Raw genomic sequence first — 22,670 nt, 5'->3', positions numbered from 1 at the left:
ACTCCCGCGTTGCTGTTTGCGCAGGCCGTATTCAAGCTAACCAGTGCTCAAGCTAACCAGGAGGCGTGGGACGCATGTCCAAACGCGATTATTATGAAGTCCTGGGGGTCGATAAAGGGGCCGATCAGAAAGAGATCAAAAAGGCCTACCGCCGCCTGGCGCAGAAGTATCACCCCGACCGTAACCCGGACGATGACACCGCCGCCGAGAAGTTTCGCGAGGTGTCTGAAGCCTACGAAGTGCTGTCCGACAGCGAAAAGCGCGGCGCCTATGACCAGTTCGGCCATGCCGGCGTAGACGGCCAGGGCGGCGGTTTCGGCGGCGGCGGCTTTGGCGGCGGCGCCGGCGACTTCAGCGATATCTTCGGCGACGTGTTCGGCGATATCTTCGGCGGCGGCGGCCGGCGCCGCGGCCCCAACGCGCCGGCGCGCGGCTCCGATCTGCGCTACAACCTGGAGCTGGACCTCGAACAGGCCGTGGCCGGCACCAGCGTGGATATCCGCGTGCCGCGCCACATCAACTGCGACCGCTGCGACGGCGACGGCGCCGAGCCCGGCTCCACCAAGGAGACCTGCCCGACGTGTCACGGCATTGGCCAGGTGCGCATGCAGCAGGGCTTCTTTGCCGTGCAGCAAACCTGCCCCACGTGCCACGGCGGCGGCGAGCACATCAAGGTGCCGTGCCACAAGTGTAACGGCGAAGGCCGCGTTCGCGAGACCCGCACGCTCTCGGTGAAGATTCCTGCCGGCGTGGATACCGGCGATCGCATCCGCCTCAACGCCGAAGGCGAAGCCGGCATCAACGGCGGCCCGCCGGGGGACCTGTACGTTCAGGTAGCGATCAAGCCGCACCCCATCTTCGAGCGCGACGGCCGCCACCTGCAGTGCGAGGTGCCGATCAACTTTGTCGACGCGGCGTTCGGCGGCGAGCTGGAAGTGCCTACGCTTGAAGGCCGGGTGAAGCTCAAGATTCCGCCCGAGACCCAGACCGGCAGGCTGTTTCGCATGCGCGGCAAGGGCATCAAGCCGGTACGCGGCGGCGCCCAGGGGGACCTTCTGTGCAAGGTGGTCGTGGAAACCCCGGTCAACCTCAACGACGAGCAGAAAGACCTGCTGGGCAAGCTTCAGGAAAGCCTTGATAGCAGCAATAGCCACCATCACTCGCCGAAGAAGACCAATTTCTTCGACGGCGTGAAAAAGTTCTTCGAGGACATGAAGTCCTGACGATAGCCTGACATGCTATCCTCGCTTGAATGCCGGCACCGGATGTGCCGGCATTTTTTATTGATTCTTGCCGGGAGCGGATGATGCGTGAACATGCGGGCATGCTGCTGTGGGCCTTTCTGGTCGGGCTCTCTTTTCCGGTGGTGGGCTGGCTTGACGCGCTGCCGCCGCTTTTGCTCACCGCGCTGCGCTTTGCGGTCGCCTGCGCGGGGCTCTGGTGGCTGGCCCGGCGCTCGCCGGATTTCTGGCCGGCGTGGCGGACGCTTCCGCTCTACGCGGTGATGGGCCTTTGCCTGGCGGGGTTTTTCAGCGCCATGTTCTGGGCCGCGCATCACGCCACGGCGCTCTCCATGGCCACGCTCTACGTCACCGTGCCTCTGCAGGCCTACGCCATGGGGCTTGTGCTCGGCGTGGAGCGCCGCGCCTGGCGCATGCTCGCCGTTTTGCTGCTGGGCGCCTGCGGCGCGCTGCTGCTGGCGGTGGCCGAGTCCGTGATCGAGGGCGGCGCCCTGCAGTTTGGCAAGGGTGAAGCGGTGTTCTTTCTCGGCTGCGTGGCCTCGGCGCTGTATCCGGTCATCAGCAAATGGGGGCTTGCCAGCGGCCGGCTGTCGGCATCGGCGGCGGTGCGTACCTTCTGGAGTCTGGTGCTTGGCGGGGGGCTGGTCGGAGCCATGGGGCTGGCGCTTGAGCCCGTTGGCGCACTTGCTCTTATGAGCCTGAGCGATGCGCTACTGCTGATCTATCTGGGCCTGGGCTCCAGCGCGCTGACCTTCTGGCTGATGCAGCATGCCACCGCCGCGCTGACGCCGGGAGCGGTTACCGCCTACGGCTATCTGGTGCCCTTTGTTTCCATGCTGCTGCTGTTTGCCCAGTCGCCGGAGACGATCAGCTGGGTATGGCTGCCCGGAAGCGCGCTGGTAGTGCTGACCATCGCGCTGCTCGCCAGCGGCAGGGCGGCGCGCTGACCCGGCCAGGCGCCGGGTTTTGTTACACTGGGCAGACGCTTTTACCCGCTGCCGTTTCCTTCTTGTTTACCTTTTTGCAGGAGCCTACATGACCCGTATTGCCATTGTCGGCGTCGCCGGCCGCATGGGCCGCACCCTGGTCAACGCCGTCGAGCAGGACGCCGACGCCACTCTTGCCGCCGGCATTGTTGCCTCCGGAAGCTCCCTTGCCGGCACGGATATCGGCGAGCTTGCCGGGCTGGGCAAAAAAGGCATGACCGCCGTGGACAGCCTCGATGCCTGCGTCGACGACTTCGACGTGCTCATCGACTTCACCGCGCCCGCCGTTACGCTTGAGAACCTGGCGTTCTGCGCCGAGCACGACAAGCGCATCGTCATCGGCACCACCGGCATGAGCGACGATGATATCGCCACTCTCGACGGCTACCGCGAGCGCCTGCCCATGGTGTTTGCCCCGAACATGAGCGTCGGCGTCAACCTCACGCTCAAACTGCTGGAAACCGCCGCCCGTGCGCTTGGCGACGAGGGCTACGACATCGAAGTGATCGAGTCCCACCACCGCCACAAGGTCGACGCCCCCTCCGGCACCGCGCTGAAGATGGGCGAGGTCATGGCCGACGCCCTGGGCCGCAACCTGAAAGAGCACGGCGTGTTCGAGCGCGTCGGCCAGTGCGGCCCGCGCAGCGACGAGGAAATCGGCTTTGCTACCGTCCGCGCCGGCGACATCGTCGGCGAGCACACCGTGATGTTCGCCACCGAAGGCGAACGCATCGAAATCACCCACAAGGCCTCCAGCCGCATGACCTTCGCCAAGGGCGCCGTCCGCGCCGCCCGCTGGGTCGCCCAAAAGCCCAACGGCCGCTACGGTATGCAGGATGTGCTTGCCTTAGAGGCATAACCGCGCTGCCGTGGCTTTACTGCAATGGCTTCATCGGGGGTATCCGGGGCTAGCGTCTTTGGCTCATATCCTGTAGCATCCCTAAGATTTTGGTCGAGTGGTTCACACAGCCGCGCTTGTTGCGCAGGCCGGCCTGGCGGCCGGAGAAGAGGTCGCCGCGGCCGGGCCGTTTTGGCGAAGAACAGCAAGCGGGATGAAACCGGTTTATTTCCAATCGGCTTCGTCCCGCTTTTTTACGACCCGACGTTTGTAACGCAAACGCCGCTATGACGGATGCCGCTGTCGTGACAGGGGTGTTTTCACCAGCCTTGGGAGGACTTGTCTTGAATAACCCCGCATTGAACGAACCCGCGATTCTGGCGCTTGAGGACGGGAGCGTGTTCCGCGGCATCGCCATTGGCGCCGAGGGGCAAACCAGCGGCGAGGTGGTCTTCAATACGGCCATGACCGGCTATCAGGAAATCCTCACCGACCCGTCTTATACCCGCCAGATCGTCACGCTGACCTACCCCCACATCGGCAACACCGGCGTGAACAGCGACGACGTGGAGTCCGGCGCCATTGCCGCCGCCGGGCTGATCATCCGCGACCTGCCGCTTGCCGCCAGCAACTTCCGCTGTGAGCAGAGCCTTTCCGACTACCTGAAAGGCCAGAACGTGCTGGGCATTGCCGAGATCGACACCCGCCGGCTGACGCGCCTGCTGCGCGACAAGGGCGCCCAGAACGGCGCCATTCTCGCGGGCCGGGAAGCCGAAGGCGACGACGCGGTGGAGCGCGCGCTGGCCGCCGCCCGGGCGTTTCCCGGCCTGGCGGGGATGGATCTGGCCAAGGTGGCCAGCTGCCAGTCGTCCTACGAATGGAGCGAGGGCGAGTGGGTGTCGCCGGGAAAAGGCTATCAGGCCGGCGAGAGCATCGAGCGGCCGTTCCACGTGGTTGCCTACGACTACGGCGTCAAGCGCAACATTCTGCGCATGCTGGTATCGCGCGGCTGCCGGGTGACCGTGGTGCCCGCGCAGACGCCGGCCTCCGAGGCGCTGGCGCTTGAGCCGGACGGCATCTTTTTATCCAACGGCCCGGGCGACCCCGAGCCCTGCGACTACGCCATTCGGGCGCTCGAAGAGCTGCTGGACACCCGCATTCCGCTGTTTGGCATCTGCCTTGGCCACCAGCTGCTGGCGCTGGCCAGCGGCGCGCGCTCGGTGAAGATGAACCACGGCCACCACGGCGCCAACCATCCGGTGCAGGACCTGGCCACCGGGCGGGTGATGATCACCAGCCAGAACCACGGCTTCGCTTCGGACGAAACCACTTTGCCGGATACCCTGCGGCCCACCCATCGGTCGCTGTTTGACGGCACGCTGCAGGGCGTTGAGCGCACCGACTGCCCGGCGTTCAGCTTTCAGGGGCACCCGGAGGCGAGCCCCGGCCCGTGCGACGTGGCGCCGCTGTTCGATCGCTTCATCGCCATGATGCAGGCGCGCCGCTAGGGCCCGCGGCGCCCTGACCGGCGCCCTGACCGGCGCCGCTGCTGTTTACGCCGTTATCTTGTTGCTCATCGTCATTTTTCTGCGGGAACCGTTATGCCTAAGCGTACCGACATCAACAGTATCTTGATCATTGGCGCTGGCCCGATCGTCATCGGCCAGGCCTGCGAATTCGACTACTCCGGCGCCCAGGCGTGCAAGGCGCTGCGCGAGGAGGGCTATCGCGTCATTCTGGTCAACTCCAATCCGGCCACCATCATGACCGACCCGGTCATGGCCGACGCCACCTACATCGAGCCGATTACCTGGCAGGCGGTGGAGAAGATCATCGAGGCCGAGCGCCCGGACGCCATCCTGCCCACCATGGGCGGCCAAACCGCGCTCAACTGCGCGCTGGAGCTGGACAAGCAGGGAGTGCTGGGCAAGCACGGCGTAGAGATGATCGGCGCCAACGCCGACGCCATCAACAAGGCCGAAGACCGCGACCTGTTTGACAAGGCGATGAAGAACATCGGCCTCGAATGCCCCAAGGCCAAGGTCGCGCACACCATGGACGAGGCCTGGGAGATCCAGGCGGAGCTTGGCTTTCCCACCATTATCCGCCCGTCCTACACCATGGGCGGATCCGGCGGCGGCGTGGCCTATAACAAGGAAGAGTTCAAGGAGATCTGCCACCGCGGGTTCGACCTCTCCAACAACCACGAGCTCTTGATCGACGAGTCGCTGCTGGGCTGGAAAGAGTACGAAATGGAGGTGGTGCGCGATCACCGCGACAACTGCATCATCGTCTGCTCCATCGAGAACTTCGATCCCATGGGCGTGCACACCGGCGACGCCATCACCGTGGCGCCGGCGCAAACGCTGACCGACAAGGAATACCAGGCTATGCGCAACGCAAGCCTGGCGGTGCTGCGTGAGATCGGCGTGGAAACCGGCGGTTCCAACGTGCAGTTTGGCGTGGATCCCGATACCGGCCGCGTGGTGGTCATCGAGATGAACCCCCGGGTGTCGCGCTCCTCGGCGCTGGCCTCCAAGGCGACGGGTTTCCCCATTGCCAAAATCGCCGCCAAGCTGGCGGTGGGCTACAGCCTGGACGAGCTTTCCAACGACATTACCGGCGGACGCACCCCGGCGTCGTTCGAGCCGTCCATCGACTACGTGGTCACCAAAATTCCGCGGTTCACCTTTGAGAAATTCCCCCAGGCCAACGACCGCCTGACCACCCAGATGAAGTCCGTGGGCGAGGTCATGGCCATCGGCCGGACTTTCCAGGAGTCGCTGCAGAAGGCGCTGCGCGGGCTGGAAACCGGCGTCGACGGCCTGGATCCCATCGTCACCCACTTCACCGACGAGGCCATGGCCCGGATCAAGGGCGAGCTGCAGGCGCCCGGCGCCGACCGTATCTTCTACGTGGCCGACGCCCTGCGCGCCGGCATGAGCGTCGACAGGCTGTACGAGCTGACCCGGATCGATCCCTGGTACCTGGTGCAGCTGGAAGACCTGATCGCGACCGAAACGGCGCTGGCCAAGCGCTCGCTCTCCGAGCTCTCCGCCGATGAGCTTTACCGCCTCAAGCGCAAGGGCTTTGCCGACGCGCGGCTGGCGAAGCTTCTTGGCGTGTCGGAAAAGGAATTTCGCAAGACCCGCCAGAAGGCCGGGATTCGCCCGGTGTACAAGCGGGTGGATACCTGCGCTGCCGAATTCGCCTCCGACACCGCCTACATGTACTCCACCTACGAGGAAGAGTGCGAGGCGGACGTTTCCGACAAACCCAAGATCATGGTGCTCGGCGGCGGGCCCAACCGTATCGGCCAGGGCATCGAGTTTGACTACTGCTGCGTGCACGCGGCGTTTGCCATGCACGACGACGGCTATGAAACCGTCATGGTCAACTGCAACCCGGAAACCGTCTCCACCGACTACGACACCTCTGACCGGCTGTACTTCGAGCCGGTGACGCTCGAGGACGTGCTGGAAATCGCCGACAAGGAGCAGCCCGAGGGCGTGATCGTGCAGTTCGGCGGTCAGACGCCGCTCAAGCTGGCGCGCGAGCTTGAGGCCGCCGGGATGCCCATCATCGGCACCACGCCGGACGCTATCGACCGCGCCGAAGACCGCGAGCGCTTCCAGCAGATGATCGATAAGCTGGGGCTCAAGCAGCCGCCCAACGCCACCGCGCGCAACTTCGAGGAGGCGTTTGCCAAGGCCGAGGCCATCGGCTACCCGCTGGTGGTGCGCCCCAGCTACGTGCTCGGCGGGCGCGCCATGGAGATCGTCTACGACGCCTCGGAGCTTGAGAACTACATGACCCACGCGGTCAAGGTCTCCAACGATTCCCCGGTACTGCTCGATCACTTTTTGAACGCCGCCATCGAGATCGACGTCGACGCGGTATCCGACGGCAAGCACGTGGTGATCGGGGGGATCATGCAGCACATCGAGCAGGCCGGGGTGCACTCCGGCGACTCGGCGTGCTCGCTGCCGCCGTATTCGCTGCCCGCTGAGGTGCAAAATCAGATGCGCGATCAGATCAAGCGCATGGCCGTGGAGCTGGGCGTGAAGGGTCTGATGAACGTGCAGCTCGCCTGGCAGGACGGCGAGATCTACGTCATCGAGGTCAACCCCCGGGCCTCGCGCACGGTGCCGTTTGTCTCCAAGTGCATCGGTACCTCGCTTGCCCAGGTGGCCGCGCGCTGCATGGCGGGTACCACGCTTGCCGAGCAGGGCTTCGAGCGCGAGATCGTGCCGCATTTTTATAGCGTCAAGGAGGCGGTTTTCCCATTCAACAAGTTCCCCGGGGTGGATCCGATCCTGACGCCGGAAATGAAGTCCACCGGTGAAGTCATGGGCTCGGGTGACACCTTCGCCGAGGCGTTCTACAAGGCGCAGCTGGGCGCCGGCGAAGCCATTCCCCCGATTGACGGGCCGCGCAAGGCGTTCCTCTCCGTGCGCGAGCCCGACAAGGCAGGGATTATCGAGGTGGGCCGTTCTCTGCTAACATTGGGCTTTACGCTATGCGCTACGCGAGGTACGGCGGCCGCGCTGGAAGCCGCCGGCCTTGACGTTGAGCGCGTCAATAAAGTCTACGAAGGACGTCCGCATATCGTCGATCTGCTCAAGAACGACGACATTGCCTATATCGTGAATACCACCGAAGGTCGCCAGGCGATTCTCGATTCTTCGGTCATCCGCCGCACCGCTCTTGCCCGCAAGGTGGCCTATGCAACCACCTTGGCGGGCGCTAATGCTGTATGCATGGCGCTGGCGTATGGTCGGGAGATTACGGTACGGCGTCTTCAGGAATTGCACGCAGGAGCCAGTGAATGAACAAGGTCCCGATGACGGTTGCGGGAGAGAAGCAGCTTCGCCAGGAGCTCGAAGAGCTGAAGAGCGAAGCGCGCCCTCGGGTGATTGCGGCCATCGCCGATGCGCGCGAGCACGGCGATCTGAAGGAAAACGCCGAGTATCACGCCGCGCGCGAGGAGCAGGGCTTTATTGAAGGGCGCGTTCAGGAGATTGAGGGCAAGCTGTCCGGCGCCCAGGTGATTGACGTGACCAAGCTGCCGAAGACGGGCAAGGTGATTTTTGGCGTCACCGTTGAGCTTTTGCGCGTGGAAGACGAGGCGTCGTTTACCTATCGCATCGTCGGCGAGGACGAGGCGGACATCAAGGAGCGTCGCATTTCCGTGACGTCGCCCATTGCCCGGGCGCTGATCGGCAAGGAAGAAGGCGACGTGGCCGTCGTGAAAACCCCCGGCGGCGACGTCGAGTACGAGATCGAAAGCGTCGAGCACCTGTAGCGCGCGAATGCTTCGTGATTGCCTCCGTCCTCGCAATGCGTCACCGCGAGCGATAGCGTGGCGGTCTCCTTGCGGTGGGGTGGCAACAAACCCCGAGATTGCTTCACTACGTTCGCAATGACGCGGGGGTGAGAGTCGCAAGGACATGTTCGCAGGCTCGCAATGACCCAGTCCGGTTCTGGCCTGCCCATAAAAAACGCCCCTGCGGGGGCGTTTTTACGTTAACTGCCTGACATTCGGTGATCAGCGCCGGCCGTGGTGGTTCTCGAAACGGGCAATGTTGGACAGTTTGGGATTGGCCTGGGGGTTCTTGCGGTAGAGCAGCGCCGTCTTGCCGATGGACTGAACAAGCTCGGCGCGGCCGTCGGCGGTGAGCTCTTCGATCATCAGCGCGCGGTCTTCGCGGTCGGGCAGGGCCAGCTTCACCTTGACCAGCTCGTGGTCGCGCAGGGCGCGGTCGAGCTCGGCGATCAGGTTCTCCGAAATGCCGTTTTCCGATACGGTAACCACCGGCTTTAAATGATGACCGATGCTACGCAGTGCTTTCTTTTGTGCCTGTGACAAGCTCATGGTATCTTGCGGTATCCCAAGTTTGCGCTTAACGCTCCATCTTACGGCGAAACGCCGCCGGGTGAAAGCGCCCGCTTTCTCTTTCACGTTCTCTTTCAAGCGCCAGATTCTCTTCATGCAGCACAAGCCGAAAGGCCGTAAACGCCAGGCCAGCAAGTCCAGCGGCAGCTGGATGCAGGAGCACTTCGACGATCCCTACGTCAAGCAGAGCTGGGCCGACGGCTACCGCAGCCGGGCCAGCTACAAGCTGCTGGCGCTGGACGAAAAGGATCAGCTTTTTCGCCCCGGCATGACCGTGGTGGACCTGGGGGCCGCGCCCGGCGGCTGGAGCCAGGTCGCCGCGGAGAAGGTCGGCCCGGCGGGCAAGGTCATCGCTTCGGACATTCTCGCCATGGACGCGCTGGCCGATGTGGACTTCGTCCAGGGCGATTTTACCGAAGATCACGTGCTCGACGCGCTGCTGGAACGCCTGGGCGGTAAAAACGCAGACCTTGTGATGTCGGATATGGCCCCCAATATGAGTGGCATGGCGGGTATCGACCAGCCCCGGGCCATGTATCTGGTAGAGCTGGCGCTGGATCTGGCCCAGCAAACCCTGGCGCCCGGCGGGCGCTTTGTGGCCAAGGTGTTTCAGGGCGAAGGCTTTGATGAGTACTTAAAGACCCTGCGCGAGCAGTTTACCCGGGTGGTCACGCGCAAGCCCGAGGCCTCCCGGGCGCGCTCCCGGGAAGTCTACCTGCTGGCCAGCGGGTTTCGCGGATAGGGTGTCGCGGATAGGGTGTCGCGAATAGGGTGTCGCGAATAGGGTGTCGCGAATAGGGCAAGGTATCGCCAATGCGGGCAAAAGCGAGGGTAAATAGTAAGGATTTATCAGGGTAATTGCCGGACACGCCGCGGCAAGGTGTGCCACAGTAGGCAGCAAACCGCTTATAGAAAATGAATGAACGCATGCTGCGCAGACGATGTCTCAACTAGCAGCGTTAACTGACGGATTCTTGTAATGAGGGTAGCCCCTTGAACGATATGGCAAAGAACCTGGTTCTGTGGTTGGTCATCGCGGCCGTTCTGCTGACCGTGTTCAACAACTTCAGTACGGAAAGCTCGCCTCAGTCCACGAACTATTCGCAGTTTGTGGAGCAGGTGCAAAATCAACAGATACGCAGCGTCACCATCGATGGCTATACCATTGAGGGGGAGCGCTCGGACGGCACGCGGTTCCAGACCGTGCGGCCCGCGGCCGAGGACCCCAAGCTGATGGATGACCTGCTGGCCAACGACGTTACCGTGGTCGGCAAGGAGCCCGAACAGCAGAGCATCTGGTCGCGGCTGCTGATCGCCAGCTTCCCGATCCTGCTGATACTCGCCATCTTCATGTTCTTCATGCGCCAGATGCAGGGCGGCGGTGGCGGCAGCAAGGGCGGCCCCATGAGCTTTGGCAAGTCCAAGGCCAAACTGCTGTCCAACGACCAGATCAAGACCACCTTTGCTGACGTCGCCGGCTGCGACGAGGCCAAGGAAGAAGTCGAAGAGCTGGTGGACTTCCTGCGCGACCCGAGCAAGTTCGAACGCCTGGGCGGTACCATCCCCCGCGGCGTGCTGATGGTGGGCCCGCCGGGTACGGGTAAAACCCTGCTGGCGAAGTCCATCGCCGGCGAGGCCAAGGTGCCGTTCTTCTCCATCTCCGGCTCCGACTTCGTCGAGATGTTCGTCGGCGTGGGCGCCTCTCGCGTGCGCGACATGTTCGAGCAAGCCAAGAAGCAGGCGCCGTGCATCATCTTCATCGACGAGATCGACGCCGTGGGCCGTTCGCGCGGCGCCGGCATGGGCGGCGGCAACGACGAGCGCGAACAGACGCTCAACCAGCTGCTGGTGGAAATGGACGGTTTCGAGGCCAACGAAGGCGTTATCGTCATCGCCGCTACCAACCGTCCGGACGTGCTTGACCCGGCGCTTTTGCGCCCGGGCCGCTTTGACCGTCAGGTCACCGTGCCCCTGCCCGATATCCGCGGCCGCGAGCATATCCTCGGCGTTCACCTGCGCAAGGTGCCGCTGGCCGAGGACGTCAAGGCGTCGCTGATCGCCCGCGGCACGCCGGGCTTCTCCGGTGCCGATCTGGCCAACCTGGTCAACGAGGCGGCGCTGTTTGCCGCCCGTGGCGACAAGCGCCTGGTGGGCATGGACGAGCTCGAGGAGGCCAAGGACAAGATCATGATGGGCTCCGAGCGCAAGTCCATGGTCATGACCGACAAGGAAAAGCTCAACACGGCCTATCACGAGTCCGGCCACGCCATCATCGGCCTGGTCATGCCCGAGCACGACCCGGTGTACAAGGTCACCATCATCCCCCGCGGCCGAGCGCTGGGCGTGACCATGTTCCTGCCGGAAGAAGACCGCTACAGCTTCTCGCGCCAGCAGATCATCAGCCAGATTTGCTCGCTGTTCGGCGGCCGTATTGCCGAGGAAATGACACTGGGCCCCAACGGCGTGACTACCGGCGCGTCCAACGACATCAAGCGCGCCACCGAGCTTGCCCACAACATGGTGGCCAAGTGGGGTCTGTCCGAGGAAATGGGCCCGATCATGTACGATGAGGACGAGTCCCATCAGTTCATGGGCGGCGGACAAAGCGGCGGTATGCTGAAGTCCGGCGACACCACCACGCGGCTCGACAAGGAAGTGCGCAAGATCATCGACGGCTGCTACGAGCAGGCCTACCAGATACTGGAAGACAACCGCGAAAAACTGGACGCCATGGCCGAGGCGCTGATGAAGTACGAAACCATCGATGCGCACCAGCTCAAGGACATCATGGACGGCCGCGATCCGCGTCCGCCCGAGGGCTGGCACGACGACGATGCGCCCGGCGGCGGCTCCCCCGTGGATAGCCGCACGCCCGCCGCGGGGGCCGCCGGTGAGGCACCCAAGGGGCCCGAGGACGACGGCGACGAGGATGACGATAGCCGCCGGCGCCGTCCGTCCGACCCGCTGGGAGGCCCGGCAGGCTCGTAACAACACGGCGGAGATTGCGTAACAGGCGCCTCACTTTGAGGCGCCTTTTTTGCTATTCTGCCGGTCACCATGTCGCTTCATTCATCCTTACCTGTTAACTGAGCCCTCCATGCAACCACCCTTTGCCGCGCCGCCCGGCGATGCTGCGCCGATTATCTGCGGGCCTCATCGGCTCGATCTTTCCGCTCCCCGCGTGATGGGCGTGCTCAACGTGACGCCGGACTCCTTCTCCGACGGCGGCTGCTATACCGCACGGGACGAAGCGCTGCGCCAGGGCGAGCGCATGCTGGCCGAGGGGGCGACGATTATCGACGTGGGCGGCGAATCTACCCGACCCGGGGCGGCGCCGGTAACGGCTCAGCAGGAGCTTGACCGGGTGGCCCCGGTGATCGAGGCGCTGTCTCGGGAGCTGGGCGCGCTGGTCTCGGTGGACACCAGCAGTGCCAAGGTGATGCGCGAAGCGGGCGCGCTGGGCGCCGGCATGCTCAACGACGTGCGCTCGCTCGAGCGCGAAGGAGCGCTTGAAGCCGCCGCCCAGAGTGGCCTGGCGGTCTGTTTGATGCACCGTCAGGGCGAGCCGCAGACCATGCAGGACGCGCCGCATTACGATCAGCCCATCGAACAGGCGGTCGGCGACTTTCTGCTTGAGCGCATTGCCGCCTGCGAAGGCGCGGGGCTTGAGCGCGAGCGGCTGCTGCTGGATCCCGGCTTCGGTTTCGGCAAGACGGTCGAGCATAACCTGCGCCTGCTGAATCGCCTGCAGGCGCTTGACGAGCTTGAGCTGCCGCTGTTGGTGGGCATGTCGCGCAAAAGCATGATCGGCAAGGTGCTCGACCGCCCCGTCGACCAGCGGCTGGCCGGCGGGCTGGCGCTTGCGGCCCTTGCCGTTGAGCGCGGGGCGAAGATTTTGCGGGTGCACGACGTGGCCGCAACGGTGGATGCGGCCAGCATGGCCTGGGCCGTGATCAATGAAAGCGGCAGCGATAACATTCGGGAGAGAAACGCATGACACGGCGCTATTTTGGTACCGACGGGATCCGCGGCAGGGTAGGGCGCGCGCCCATTACCGCCGACTTCATGCTCAAGCTGGGCTGGGCCGCGGGGCAGGTGCTGCACCGTGACGACGGCCGCACCCGCGTGCTGATCGGCAAGGACACGCGCATTTCCGGCTATATGTTCGAGTCGGCGCTGGAAGCGGGGTTTTCTGCTGCCGGCGTCGACGTCGCCCTGCTGGGCCCCATGCCCACGCCGGGCATCGCCTATTTGACGCGCACCTTTCGCGCCGACGCCGGCGTAGTGATTTCCGCCTCGCACAATCCCTTCGACGACAACGGCATCAAGTTTTTTGACGCCGACGGCACCAAGCTGCCCGACGCCGTCGAGGCACGCATCGAAGACATGCTGGAGCAGCCGCTGACCACCGCTGAAGCCGCTGAGCTTGGCAAGGCCATGCGTATTCACGACGCCCCGGGGCGCTACATCGAGTTCTGTAAATCGACGCTCCCCGAGCGGCTCAGCCTGCACGGACTGCGTATCGTGCTCGACTGCGCCCACGGCGCGACCTACCACATTGCGCCCAACGTATTTCGCGAGCTGGGCGCCGACGTCAGCGTGATCGGCGCCGACCCCGACGGCATGAACATCAACCGCGACGTCGGCTCAACCCATCCGGCCTCCCTGCGCGCGGCGGTGATTCACCGCGGGGCGGACCTGGGCATTGCCTTTGACGGCGACGGCGATCGGCTGCTGCTGGTGGACCACGACGGCCACGAGGTCGACGGCGACGATATCCTCTACCTCATCGCTCGGGATCGCCAGCAGCGCGGCCTGCTCAACGGCGGCGTGGTGGGTACTCTGATGAGCAACTTCGGCCTGGCCATGGGGCTGGAAAAGCTCGGCATTCCCTTCGAACGGGCCAAGGTCGGCGATCGCTTTGTCATGGAGCGCATGGCGGCCAACGGCTGGACGCTTGGCGGCGAGCCCTCCGGCCACGTGGTGTGCGCCCACACCCAGACCACCGGCGACGGCATCGTGTCGGCGCTGCAGGTAGTGGCCATCATGATTCGCGATAAGGCCACGCTACCCGAGCTTTTAAGCATCCTGGAGAAAGTGCCCCAGGCGCTGGTCAACGTGCGCCTGCCGGCCGGCACCGATGCCCGGGCGGTGCTGGAAAAGCCCGAGCTGGCCCGCGCCGTGGCCGATACGGAAAGCCGGCTGGGCGAAGAGGGGCGGGTGCTGCTGCGCCCGTCGGGCACAGAGCCGCTGATCCGGGTCATGGTAGAGGGCCGCGCCTATCTGGACGTGGACAGCCTGGCCGGCGAGCTTGCCGAGAAGGTGCAGGCGCTTCTGGCCTGATGCCCCGCGGTCGGCGGTTGTCTTGCCCCGGCCGCTCCTATACCATTTTGCGCAATCTTGAAAAGGAGCTTGGATGCGTACGCCCCTCATCGCCGGTAACTGGAAGATGAACGGCTCCGCCGAGCGGATCCGTGCGTTCGGCGACGCCTTTGCCGGTGACCGGCTGCCCGCGGCGCTGGACGTCGCGGTGATGCCTCCGTTCCCCTATCTGCAGGCCGCCCAGCACGCCTTTGCCGGCACGCCGCTGGCGCTGGGCGCTCAGGCGCTGAACCCCGAGCCTGCCGGCGCCCATACCGGCGAGGTCAACGCCGCCATGCTGGCGGAGTTCGGCGTGGCCTACGTGCTGGTGGGGCACTCCGAGCGCCGCCAGCATTACGGCGAAACCGATGCCGATGCCTGCCGCCAGGTAGAAGCGGCGCTGGCTTTCGGCCTGACCCCGGTGCTGTGCGTGGGGGAAACCCTGGCGCAGCGCGAGGCCGGGGCGACCCGGGAGGTGGTGCTGGGGCAGGTGGCCGCCGTGCTGGACCCGCTCGAGGCGGCGCTGCGTAAGCGCCTGGTTGTCGCCTACGAGCCGGTGTGGGCCATCGGCACCGGGCTTACCGCCACGCCCGAAGAGGCCCAGGCCACCATGGGCGACATACGCGCCTGGCTGGAAACGCGGGACGCTGAGCTTGCGCAGTCGCTGCGGCTGCTTTACGGCGGCAGCATGAAGGCCGACAACACGGCGGCGCTTTTGGCCCAGCCCGATATTGATGGCGGTCTGGTCGGCGGTGCGTCGCTCCAGGTCGATGAATTTTACGCTATATGCCAATCAGCAGGATAATTTCATGCAAGCTGCAATTCTCATGATTCACGTAGTTCTGGCGATCGCTCTGGTCGTCCTTATCCTGCTTCAGCAGGGCAAGGGCGCCGATGCCGGCGCCTCCTTCGGCGGCGGTTCGTCGCAAACGGTATTCGGCGCCCAGGGCAGCGGCAATTTCCTGGCGCGCTTTACCGGCGTGCTCGCGGCCTGCTTTTTTGTCACCTCGCTGACGCTTGCCTACTTTGCCAGCCAGGCGGGTGACGCCCCGGACGCGGGCATTCCCGATGCCAAGCTCGTCGAGCAGCAAAACGCCGCGGACGACGACTCGACAAAATCCCTTGACGGGTCCGAAGATGACGTGGATAATGCAGCGCCAGTGCTAGAGGAGAGCGGCGAGTAGCTTGCACGGCAAGCGAATCAGCGGCCCTTTTAGCCTCCCCTGTTGCCGAAGTGGTGGAATTGGTAGACACGCTATCTTGAGGGGGTAGTGACCTAACGGTCGTGCGGGTTCAAGTCCCGCCTTCGGCACCATTGATAAACCGCCAAGGCTTAGGCGTTGAGCAGTGAGTCAGTGGCAAGCAGCAAGGCAGCACTGAAGTTGAAGCACGCATCGCGTGCGGGACATAAAAGTCGCTTGACGCAGAACCAGCAAGCGCTTAGTATCGTCCCTCCAGATTGATGCGGGGTGGAGCAGTCTGGTAGCTCGTCGGGCTCATAACCCGAAGGTCATCGGTTCAAATCCGGTCCCCGCTACCATTTTTAGGCGCGTTGCGCCATAAATGGTATTACAGGTTTTCTTGCAAAAAGCCCCTTCCTGTGAAGGGGCTTTTTGTTAGTCGCCCTTTTATTGGTCGCCGGTCGCCGCCGCAGCGGTAATCCTTGGCGTGCCGGCGCGCTGATGAAGGGTATGTCTCACTAGCGGATGTCTACCGGGTTACCGGAGGCACGTTGCCGGTCAACGCCGATCAGCCACCTAGCTTTTCCTGTGACTCCTGGCCAGGTGCCTGATGCAACGGCTATAGGAGCTTTGTCTGTGGCCACGAAACACGCCGCGCTTCACGCGCTGATTGAGCCGGTGGTTGCCGCCATGGGCTTTGAACTATGGGGCATCGACTATCTTTCCCAGGGCAAGCACTCGCGCCTGCTCATCTATATCGAGGGTGAAAACGGCGTCAGCGTGGATGACTGCGCCGATATCAGCCGTCAGATCAGCGCCGTGCTGGACGTGGAAGATCCCATCGCCGAGGCGTACCGCCTGGAGGTTTCCTCGCCGGGCATGGACCGCCCCCTCTATACCCTTGATCATTTCCGCCGCTTTCAGGGTCACCAGGTAGCGCTCAAGCTGCGGTCGGCGTTTGACGGCCAGCGCAAGTTTCGCGGCCTGCTCGCCGGTATCGAGGGCGACGAGGTGCTCTTGCAGATGGACGGTGAGGAGTACTGCTTTCCCATCGAAAGCATTGATAAGGCGAACATCGTGCCCCGGTTCGACAAATAACCGGGCGACGCAACCGGCGCTTGGCCGGCTCGAGCACATAAGGACAGGTTTTGGCGAGGCAAACGCATGAGTAAAGAAATCTTGATGGTCGTTGACGCGATCTCGAACGAAAAGGGCGTCCCCCGGGACGTGATTTTCGAGGCGGTCGAAGCCGCGTTGGCCAGCGCCTCGCGCAAGCGCTTTGATCGTGAAGAAGCCAGCGTGCGGGTGCGTATCGACCGTCGCAGCGGCGAGTACGAAACCTTCCGCTACTGGACGGTCGTCGAGGACGACGAGTTCGAGACCCCCGACTACGAAATCAAGCAGAGCGTGGCCGAGCAGCGCACGCCGCCGCTGGCGCTGGGCGACGAAGTGGAAAAGCCGATCGAAAACGCCGAGTTCGGCCGCATTGCCGCCCAGACCGCCAAGCAGGTGATCGTGCAGAAGGTGCGCGAAGCCGAGCGGGCCGAGGTGGTGCGCCAGTACGCCGACCGCGAAGGCGAGCTGGTCGCCGGCATCGTCAAGCGCACCACCCGGGACGGGCTGATCATCGATCTTGGCGACAACGCCGAGGCTTTCCTGCCGCGCAACGAGATGATCCACGGCGAGCGCTACCGCATGAACGAACGGGTGCGGGCGCTTTTGGTCAAGGTAGACCCCGAAGCCAAGGGGGCCCAGCTGCAGCTGTCGCGTACCTGCCCGGAGCTGATCATTGAGCTGTTCAAGATCGAGGTGCCGGAAATCGCCGAGCAGCTGATCGACATCAAGGGGGCGGCACGCGACCCGGGCTCCCGGGCCAAGATTGCGGTGAAGACCAACGATCGGCGCATCGACCCGGTGGGCGCCTGCGTGGGCATGCGCGGCTCGCGGGTACAGGCGGTGTCCAGCGAGCTTGAAAACGAGCGCGTGGATATCGTGCTGTGGGACGACAACCCCGCCCAGCTGGTGATCAACGCCATGGCACCGGCCGATGTCGCCTCCATTCTGGTCGACGAAGACGCGGTGTCCATGGACGTCGCCGTCGCCGAGGATAACCTTGCCCAGGCCATCGGGCGCAGCGGCCAGAACGTGCGGCTGGCCTCCGAGCTTACCGGCTGGCACATCAACGTCATGACCGAAGACGAAGCCGATTCCAAGCACGAACAGGAAATCGACACCCTGGTCGACTCGTTCATCCAGCACCTTGACGTGGATGACGACGTAGCGCGCCTGCTGGTGGATGAAGGCTTTACCACGCTTGAAGAGGTGGCCTACGTGCCCCTGGAAGAGATGCTGGAAATTGAAGAGTTCGACGAAGAACTTATCAACGCGCTACGCGCGCGAGCAAAAGACGAGCTGTTGACGCTGGCCATTGCCTCGGAAGAAGCGCTGGACGGTGCCCAGCCGGCCGACGACCTGCTCGCCATGGAGGGCATGGAGCGGCACCTGGCCTTTACCCTGGCCAGCCGCGGCATTGTCAGCATGGAAGATCTTGCCGAGCAGTCTGTCGACGATCTGGTCGATATCGAAGAGTTGGACGAAGCGCGCGCAGCGGCATTGATCATGACTGCCCGTGCGCCCTGGTTCGAAGACGGCGACAGCGAATCGGATTCGAACACACAGTAAACAGGTCACGGGCTGAGGAGGGTCATAATGTCAGACATGACAGTAAAAGATTTTGCAGCAAAGGTGGGCCGCGATACGTCCCGCCTGCTCGAACAGATGAAAAACGCCGGGCTTTCGCACACCTCGGAAAGCGACGTGGTTTCCGAAGCGGACAAGCAGACGCTGCTTAACTCGCTGAAAAAGAACCACGGCGGCAGCGGCGATGCCAACAAGAATCGCATCACCCTGACGCGCAAGACCCGCAGCCGGATCAAGACCGGCGAGCGCGGCAAGACCATTGACGTCCAGGTGCGCAAGAAGAAAACCTACGTCAAGCGCGCCGAGGCCGAGAAGCCCAAGGCGCCGGAGCCCGCGCACACCGGCCCGCGCCAGCTGGTCGGCGATATGGCCGAAGCCGAGGCGGAGCGCAAGGCGCGCGAAGCCGAAGAGCAGAAAGCCGCCGACGCCAAGCACGCCGCCGATGAGGCCGAGCGCAAGCTTGCCGAAGAAAAGGCCAAGAGCGCCGAGACGCCCACCGATCTCGAGATTCCGGTACCCGACTTTGACAGCGGCAGCACCTCGGGCGAGGACGCGCCCCCGGCGCCGCCCAAGGAAGGCCGTACCGATCGCCGCTCGGCACCGGCGAAAAAGGCGGCCAAGAAGAAGGGCCGTCGCGACGAGCAGGATTCCCGCAGCGACCGCGAAGAGCGCCGTCGCGGCGGCAAGAAGGCCAAGCGCGCCGAGCGTCGTGGCGGCAGCCGCCGCGGCGGCGGCCAGAGCGGCGGCAAGCACGGCTTCCAGAAGCCGACCCAGCCGATCGTGCGCGAAGTGTCGATCCCCGAGTCGATCAGCGTGGCCGAGCTTGCCGACAAGATGTCGATCAAGGCCAACGAAGTGATCAAGGCCATGTTCACCATGGGCGCGGCGGTCACCATCAACCAGACCATCGACCAGGACACCGCGGTGATCGTGGTCGAGGAAATGGGCCACAAGCCCAAGCTGGTCAAGGACGACGCCCTGGAAGCCGAAGTGCTCGAGAGCGTGTCCTACGAAGGGGAAGAAATCACCCGTGCCCCGGTCGTCACCGTAATGGGCCACGTCGACCACGGTAAGACGTCGCTTCTGGACTATATCCGCAAGGCCAAGGTTGCCACCGGCGAAGCCGGCGGGATTACCCAGCACATTGGCGCCTACCACGTGGTTGGCAACAACGGCGGCGCGACTTTCCTGGATACGCCCGGCCACGCGGCGTTTACCGCCATGCGCGCCCGCGGTGCCAAGGCCACCGACGTGGTAATTCTGGTGGTGGCCGCCGACGACGGCGTGATGCCCCAGACCATCGAGGCCATCGAGCACTCCAAGGCAGCCGAAGTGCCCATGGTTGTCGCAGTTAACAAGATCGACAAGCCGGCGGCCGACCCGGACCGAGTGAAAAACGAGCTGTCCCAGCACGGGGTTATCTCCGAAGAATGGGGCGGCGACACCCAGTTCGTTCACGTTTCGGCGAAAAGCGGCGAGGGCATCGACGCGCTGATCGAGGCCGTACAGCTGGTCTCCGAAGTGCTCGAGCTCAAGGCCGTCCCCGAAGCGCCCGGCAAGGGCGTGGTCGTGGAGTCGCGCCTGGACAAGGGCCGCGGCCCGGTCGCCACCGTGCTGGTACAGAACGGGACGCTGAAAAAAGGCGACATCGTGCTCGCCGGCCTGCACTACGGCCGCGTACGCGCGCTGACCAACGAGCTCGCCAAGCAGGTGGATGAAGTCGGTCCGGCCATGCCCGTGGAAATCCAGGGGCTCGACGGCACGCCCGAAGCCGGCGACGACTTCATGGTGGTAGACGACGACAAGAAGGCCCGCGAAGTGGCCAACTTCCGTCAGGGCAAATACCGCGAAGTGCGCCTGGCTCGCCAGCAGAAATCCAAGCTGGAGAACATGTTCAGCCAGATGGAGAAAGACGAGGCGGCCAAGGTCAACGTGGTGCTCAAGGCCGACGTCCAGGGGTCGCTGGAAGCGATCCGCAGCGCGCTTGAAGAGCTCTCCACCGACGAGGTCGAGGTGGCCGTGGTGTCCTCCGGCGTGGGCGGCATCACCGGCACCGATGCCAACCTGGCGCTGGCCAGTGAGGCCATCGTGGTCGGCTTTAACGTCCGTGCCGACGTCGCCGCGCGCGACATCATCGAGCGCGAGGGGCTGGATCTGCGCTACTACAGCGTAATCTACCACCTGATCGACGAGGTCAAGCAGGCCATGAGCGGCAAGCTCGCGCCGGACTGGAAGGAAGAGATCGTCGGCGTGGCCGAAGTCCGCGACGTCTTCCGCGCGCCCAAGATCGGCGCCGTGGCCGGCTGCATGGTGGTCGAAGGCAACGTCCACCGCCACAAGAAGATCCGCGTGCTGCGCGACAACGTGGTCATCTACGAGGGCGAGCTTGAGTCGCTGCGCCGCTTCAAGGACGACGTCAACGAAGTCCGCAACGGCATGGAGTGCGGCATCGGCGTGAAGAACTACAACGATGTCCAGGTCGGCGACAAGATCGAGGTCTTCGACCAGGTCAAGGTCGAGCGCACGCTCTAAGGCGCTTAGGAGGCAACATGCGGGAATTCAAGCGCACCGACCGGGTAGCCGACCAGCTCCAGAAGGAGCTGGCGGTGCTCATCCAGCGCGAGGTGAAAGACCCTCGCTTAGGGATGGTCACGCTGAGCGGCGTCAGCGTTAGCCGGGATCTGGGCTACGCCGACGTCTATTTCACCCTGCTTGGCGAGCAGGACCCGGCACGGGTGAAGGAAAACCTGCAGGCGCTCAAGCGCGCGGGCGGCTTTTTGCGCAGCCAGGTGGCCCGCCGGATCAAGCTGCGCCACGTGCCCGAGCTGCGCTTTCACTACGATGAAAGCGTGGTCCGCGGCCAGCACCTGTCGTCGCTGATTGACGAGGCGGTGCAGACCGACCGCGAGCGCAATGCCGGCCAGGAGGGCGAAGGCGACGACGAAAGCGGCAACGGAGAGCGTAGCTGATGGCGCGTCGTCGTCGCGGGCTGCCGGTCAACGGCGTGCTGCTGCTGGACAAGCCCGCAGGGCTTTCCAGCAACCATGCCCTGCAGCGCGTGCGCCGGCTGTTCCAGGCGCAAAAGGCGGGTCACACCGGCACCCTCGACCCGATGGCGACCGGCCTGTTGCCGATCTGCCTGGGGGAGGCGACCAAGTTTTCCGCCTGGCTGCTTGAAGCCGACAAGGCCTACCGCACCCGGGTGGAGCTTGGTGTGATCACCGACACCGGCGACGCCGAAGGCGACGTCGTGGAGCGTCGCGAGGTGCCCGCGCTCGACGAAGCCTCGATCGAGGCGGTGCTCGCGCGTTTTCGCGGCGAGATCGACCAGGTGCCGCCGATGTATTCGGCGCTCAAGCACCAGGGGCGCAAGCTTTACGAGCTGGCCCGGGAGGGCCGCCACGTGGAGCGTGCAGCTCGGCGCATAAGCGTGTATGATGCCCGCCTCACGGCGTTGGATACCGTCCCGGGCAATGATACCGTTCCGGGAAACCGCGCCTTTGAACTGGACATCCGCTGCAGCAAGGGTACCTATATACGTACCCTGGCAGAGGATATCGGCCTTGAGCTGGGCTGCGGCGCCCACATCAGCGCGCTCAGGCGCCTTGCCACCGGCGCGTTCGACGCCGGCGGCATGTGGACGCTCGAAGCGCTTGAGGCGCTGGCGGATCAGCCCGCGCGGGAAGCGGTGCTGATGTCGCCGGACGTGCTCGTGGCACACCTGCCGGCGCTTGCGCTGGATGACGTCGCCCACGGGCGGCTGATCCACGGCCAGCAGGCCACTCTGGAAAGTGAGCTGGCCGAGGCGGCGACGGCAAGGCTTTACCACCAGGGGGCCTTTATTGGCCTTGGGCGTGTCGTCCGGCAGGCAGACGGCGCTGCCACGGTGGCGCCACAACGGCTGATAAGCCACCCGGCGGAAACGCCGCGCAGCTAAAAATCGAGACTGCAAATATGCGTGGTCTCACCCCTTACATTTTCAGGCATATTGCTTACTGGAGAGACAGATGGCATTAACCGCTGAACAGAAAGCCGACATCGTCAACGAATACGGCCGCGGCGAAAACGACACCGGATCCCCCGAGGTTCAGGTGGCCCTGCTGAGCGCCAACATCAACGGCCTGCAGGATCATTTCAAGACCAACAGCCAGGACCACCACTCCCGTCGTGGCCTGATCCGCATGGTCAACCAGCGTCGCAAGCTGCTGGACTACCTGCACCGCAAGGACTACGAGCGCTATCGCTCCATCATCCAGCGTCTGGGCCTGCGCCGCTAAGCATTGCGTCACCCCCTTTCCCAGGTCGTTTCCAAACGGGTAGCCCCTTGCGGGGCTGCCCGTTTTGTTGTGCGCCAGGCATGGCGCGTAGCACCGACAGGTGCTGTTCCCGGGGGTAGTGCCCCGGGATGACTTGGGGGTGAGAGTCCCCTACGGACCTTGATAGCGGGAACCGTTAGCCGAACAGCAA

19 protein-coding genes and 2 tRNA genes are annotated in these 22,670 nt (G+C 64.2%); 20 read left to right on the top strand and 1 reads right to left on the bottom strand.

Annotated elements, in window-relative coordinates; genetic code table 11:
• Positions 1–74: 74 nt before the first annotated feature.
• The 6 genes from dnaJ to greA all read left to right on the top strand — a co-directional run bounded on the left by dnaJ (position 75) and on the right by greA (position 8,370).
• Complete coding sequence (gene dnaJ / locus RS027_RS09660) at positions 75–1,223, top strand: molecular chaperone DnaJ (RefSeq protein ID WP_311956443.1); 1,149 nt, start codon at positions 75–77, stop codon at positions 1,221–1,223.
• An 83-nt stretch (positions 1,224–1,306) separates the two neighbouring features.
• Positions 1,307–2,188: an EamA family transporter gene (locus RS027_RS09655; RefSeq protein WP_311956442.1), complete on the top strand. Its 882-nt coding sequence runs from the start codon at positions 1,307–1,309 to the stop codon at positions 2,186–2,188.
• An 88-nt stretch (positions 2,189–2,276) separates the two neighbouring features.
• Positions 2,277–3,086 carry a 4-hydroxy-tetrahydrodipicolinate reductase gene (gene dapB / locus RS027_RS09650; protein WP_311956441.1) on the top strand — a complete coding sequence of 270 codons (810 nt, stop codon included), beginning with the start codon at positions 2,277–2,279 and terminating at the stop codon, positions 3,084–3,086.
• A gap of 338 nt (positions 3,087–3,424) precedes the next feature.
• A complete protein-coding gene (gene carA / locus RS027_RS09645; RefSeq protein ID WP_311956461.1) occupies positions 3,425–4,573 on the top strand; it encodes a glutamine-hydrolyzing carbamoyl-phosphate synthase small subunit in 1,149 nt (382 codons plus the stop codon).
• Between the two features lie 93 nt (positions 4,574–4,666).
• Positions 4,667–7,897: a carbamoyl-phosphate synthase large subunit gene (gene carB, locus RS027_RS09640; RefSeq protein WP_311956440.1), complete on the top strand. Its 3,231-nt coding sequence runs from the start codon at positions 4,667–4,669 to the stop codon at positions 7,895–7,897.
• A complete protein-coding gene (greA, locus tag RS027_RS09635; RefSeq protein WP_311956439.1) occupies positions 7,894–8,370 on the top strand; it encodes a transcription elongation factor GreA in 477 nt (158 codons plus the stop codon). The genes carB and greA overlap by 4 nt, the downstream gene beginning before the upstream one ends.
• Positions 8,371–8,613: 243 nt before the next feature.
• Here greA and yhbY read toward each other — a convergent pair whose 3' ends face one another.
• Positions 8,614–8,940, bottom strand: a complete 327-nt coding sequence (gene yhbY, locus RS027_RS09630) for a ribosome assembly RNA-binding protein YhbY (protein ID WP_311956438.1) — start codon at positions 8,938–8,940, stop codon at positions 8,614–8,616.
• Between the two features lie 115 nt (positions 8,941–9,055).
• Here yhbY and rlmE point away from each other — a divergent pair, with 115 nt between their 5' ends.
• The 14 genes from rlmE (at position 9,056) to rpsO (ending at position 22,480) form a co-directional block, all read left to right on the top strand.
• Positions 9,056–9,703, top strand: a complete 648-nt coding sequence (gene rlmE / locus RS027_RS09625) for a 23S rRNA (uridine(2552)-2'-O)-methyltransferase RlmE (protein ID WP_311956437.1) — start codon at positions 9,056–9,058, stop codon at positions 9,701–9,703.
• Positions 9,704–9,954: 251 nt separating this feature from the next.
• The gene (gene ftsH / locus RS027_RS09620) at positions 9,955–11,949 is read left to right on the top strand and encodes an ATP-dependent zinc metalloprotease FtsH (protein ID WP_311956436.1); all 1,995 of its coding nucleotides are present in this window, start codon (positions 9,955–9,957) and stop codon (positions 11,947–11,949) included.
• 109 nt (positions 11,950–12,058) lie between these two features.
• The gene (folP, locus tag RS027_RS09615; RefSeq protein ID WP_311956435.1) at positions 12,059–12,958 is read left to right on the top strand and encodes a dihydropteroate synthase; all 900 of its coding nucleotides are present in this window, start codon (positions 12,059–12,061) and stop codon (positions 12,956–12,958) included.
• Positions 12,955–14,304 (top strand): phosphoglucosamine mutase, encoded by a 1,350-nt coding sequence (gene glmM / locus RS027_RS09610; RefSeq protein WP_311956434.1) that lies wholly within the window; start codon positions 12,955–12,957, stop codon positions 14,302–14,304. The genes folP and glmM overlap by 4 nt, the downstream gene beginning before the upstream one ends.
• Before the next feature lie 73 nt (positions 14,305–14,377).
• Positions 14,378–15,127 (top strand): triose-phosphate isomerase, encoded by a 750-nt coding sequence (gene tpiA, locus RS027_RS09605; protein WP_311956433.1) that lies wholly within the window; start codon positions 14,378–14,380, stop codon positions 15,125–15,127.
• Positions 15,128–15,131: 4 nt separating this feature from the next.
• Complete coding sequence (gene secG, locus RS027_RS09600) at positions 15,132–15,506, top strand: preprotein translocase subunit SecG (protein WP_311956432.1); 375 nt, start codon at positions 15,132–15,134, stop codon at positions 15,504–15,506.
• A gap of 44 nt (positions 15,507–15,550) precedes the next feature.
• Positions 15,551–15,637, top strand: a tRNA-Leu gene (locus tag RS027_RS09595).
• Between the two features lie 148 nt (positions 15,638–15,785).
• Positions 15,786–15,862, top strand: a tRNA-Met gene (locus RS027_RS09590).
• Positions 15,863–16,139: 277 nt separating this feature from the next.
• Positions 16,140–16,601: a ribosome maturation factor RimP gene (rimP, locus tag RS027_RS09585; RefSeq protein ID WP_311956431.1), complete on the top strand. Its 462-nt coding sequence runs from the start codon at positions 16,140–16,142 to the stop codon at positions 16,599–16,601.
• Positions 16,602–16,667: 66 nt separating this feature from the next.
• Complete coding sequence (gene nusA, locus RS027_RS09580) at positions 16,668–18,185, top strand: transcription termination factor NusA (RefSeq protein WP_311956430.1); 1,518 nt, start codon at positions 16,668–16,670, stop codon at positions 18,183–18,185.
• Positions 18,186–18,212: 27 nt separating this feature from the next.
• Entirely contained in the window at positions 18,213–20,735 is a 2,523-nt protein-coding gene (infB, locus tag RS027_RS09575) for a translation initiation factor IF-2 (protein WP_311956429.1), read from the top strand.
• A gap of 17 nt (positions 20,736–20,752) precedes the next feature.
• Positions 20,753–21,172, top strand: a complete 420-nt coding sequence (rbfA, locus tag RS027_RS09570) for a 30S ribosome-binding factor RbfA (RefSeq protein ID WP_311956428.1) — start codon at positions 20,753–20,755, stop codon at positions 21,170–21,172.
• Positions 21,172–22,140, top strand: coding sequence for a tRNA pseudouridine(55) synthase TruB (truB, locus tag RS027_RS09565; protein WP_311956427.1), 969 nt, complete (start codon positions 21,172–21,174; stop codon positions 22,138–22,140). Before rbfA ends, truB begins: the two co-directional genes overlap by 1 nt.
• Positions 22,141–22,210: 70 nt before the next feature.
• Positions 22,211–22,480, top strand: coding sequence for a 30S ribosomal protein S15 (gene rpsO / locus RS027_RS09560; protein WP_311956426.1), 270 nt, complete (start codon positions 22,211–22,213; stop codon positions 22,478–22,480).
• The last annotated feature ends 190 nt before the right edge of the window (positions 22,481–22,670 follow it).

The organism is Halomonas garicola (genome assembly GCF_031935715.1).
GTDB lineage: Bacteria > Pseudomonadota > Gammaproteobacteria > Pseudomonadales > Halomonadaceae > Vreelandella > Vreelandella garicola.
This window is presented reverse-complemented; position numbering and strand designations above follow the sequence as displayed.

Bases quoted from the DNA above. Each gene is read 5' to 3' on its own strand.
- dnaJ (WP_311956443.1), top strand. From the start codon at position 75: ATGTCCAAACGCGATTATTATGAAGTCCTGGGGGTCGATAAAGGGGCC.
- RS027_RS09655 (WP_311956442.1), top strand. From the start codon at position 1,307: ATGCGTGAACATGCGGGCATGCTGCTGTGGGCCTTTCTGGTCGGGCTC.
- dapB (WP_311956441.1), top strand. From the start codon at position 2,277: ATGACCCGTATTGCCATTGTCGGCGTCGCCGGCCGCATGGGCCGCACC.
- carB (WP_311956440.1), top strand. From the start codon at position 4,667: ATGCCTAAGCGTACCGACATCAACAGTATCTTGATCATTGGCGCTGGC.
- greA (WP_311956439.1), top strand. From the start codon at position 7,894: ATGAACAAGGTCCCGATGACGGTTGCGGGAGAGAAGCAGCTTCGCCAG.
- yhbY (WP_311956438.1), bottom strand. From the start codon at position 8,940: ATGAGCTTGTCACAGGCACAAAAGAAAGCACTGCGTAGCATCGGTCAT.
- rlmE (WP_311956437.1), top strand. From the start codon at position 9,056: ATGCAGCACAAGCCGAAAGGCCGTAAACGCCAGGCCAGCAAGTCCAGC.
- folP (WP_311956435.1), top strand. From the start codon at position 12,059: ATGCAACCACCCTTTGCCGCGCCGCCCGGCGATGCTGCGCCGATTATC.
- glmM (WP_311956434.1), top strand. From the start codon at position 12,955: ATGACACGGCGCTATTTTGGTACCGACGGGATCCGCGGCAGGGTAGGG.
- tpiA (WP_311956433.1), top strand. From the start codon at position 14,378: ATGCGTACGCCCCTCATCGCCGGTAACTGGAAGATGAACGGCTCCGCC.
- secG (WP_311956432.1), top strand. From the start codon at position 15,132: ATGCAAGCTGCAATTCTCATGATTCACGTAGTTCTGGCGATCGCTCTG.
- nusA (WP_311956430.1), top strand. From the start codon at position 16,668: ATGAGTAAAGAAATCTTGATGGTCGTTGACGCGATCTCGAACGAAAAG.
- infB (WP_311956429.1), top strand. From the start codon at position 18,213: ATGTCAGACATGACAGTAAAAGATTTTGCAGCAAAGGTGGGCCGCGAT.
- rbfA (WP_311956428.1), top strand. From the start codon at position 20,753: ATGCGGGAATTCAAGCGCACCGACCGGGTAGCCGACCAGCTCCAGAAG.
- truB (WP_311956427.1), top strand. From the start codon at position 21,172: ATGGCGCGTCGTCGTCGCGGGCTGCCGGTCAACGGCGTGCTGCTGCTG.
- rpsO (WP_311956426.1), top strand. From the start codon at position 22,211: ATGGCATTAACCGCTGAACAGAAAGCCGACATCGTCAACGAATACGGC.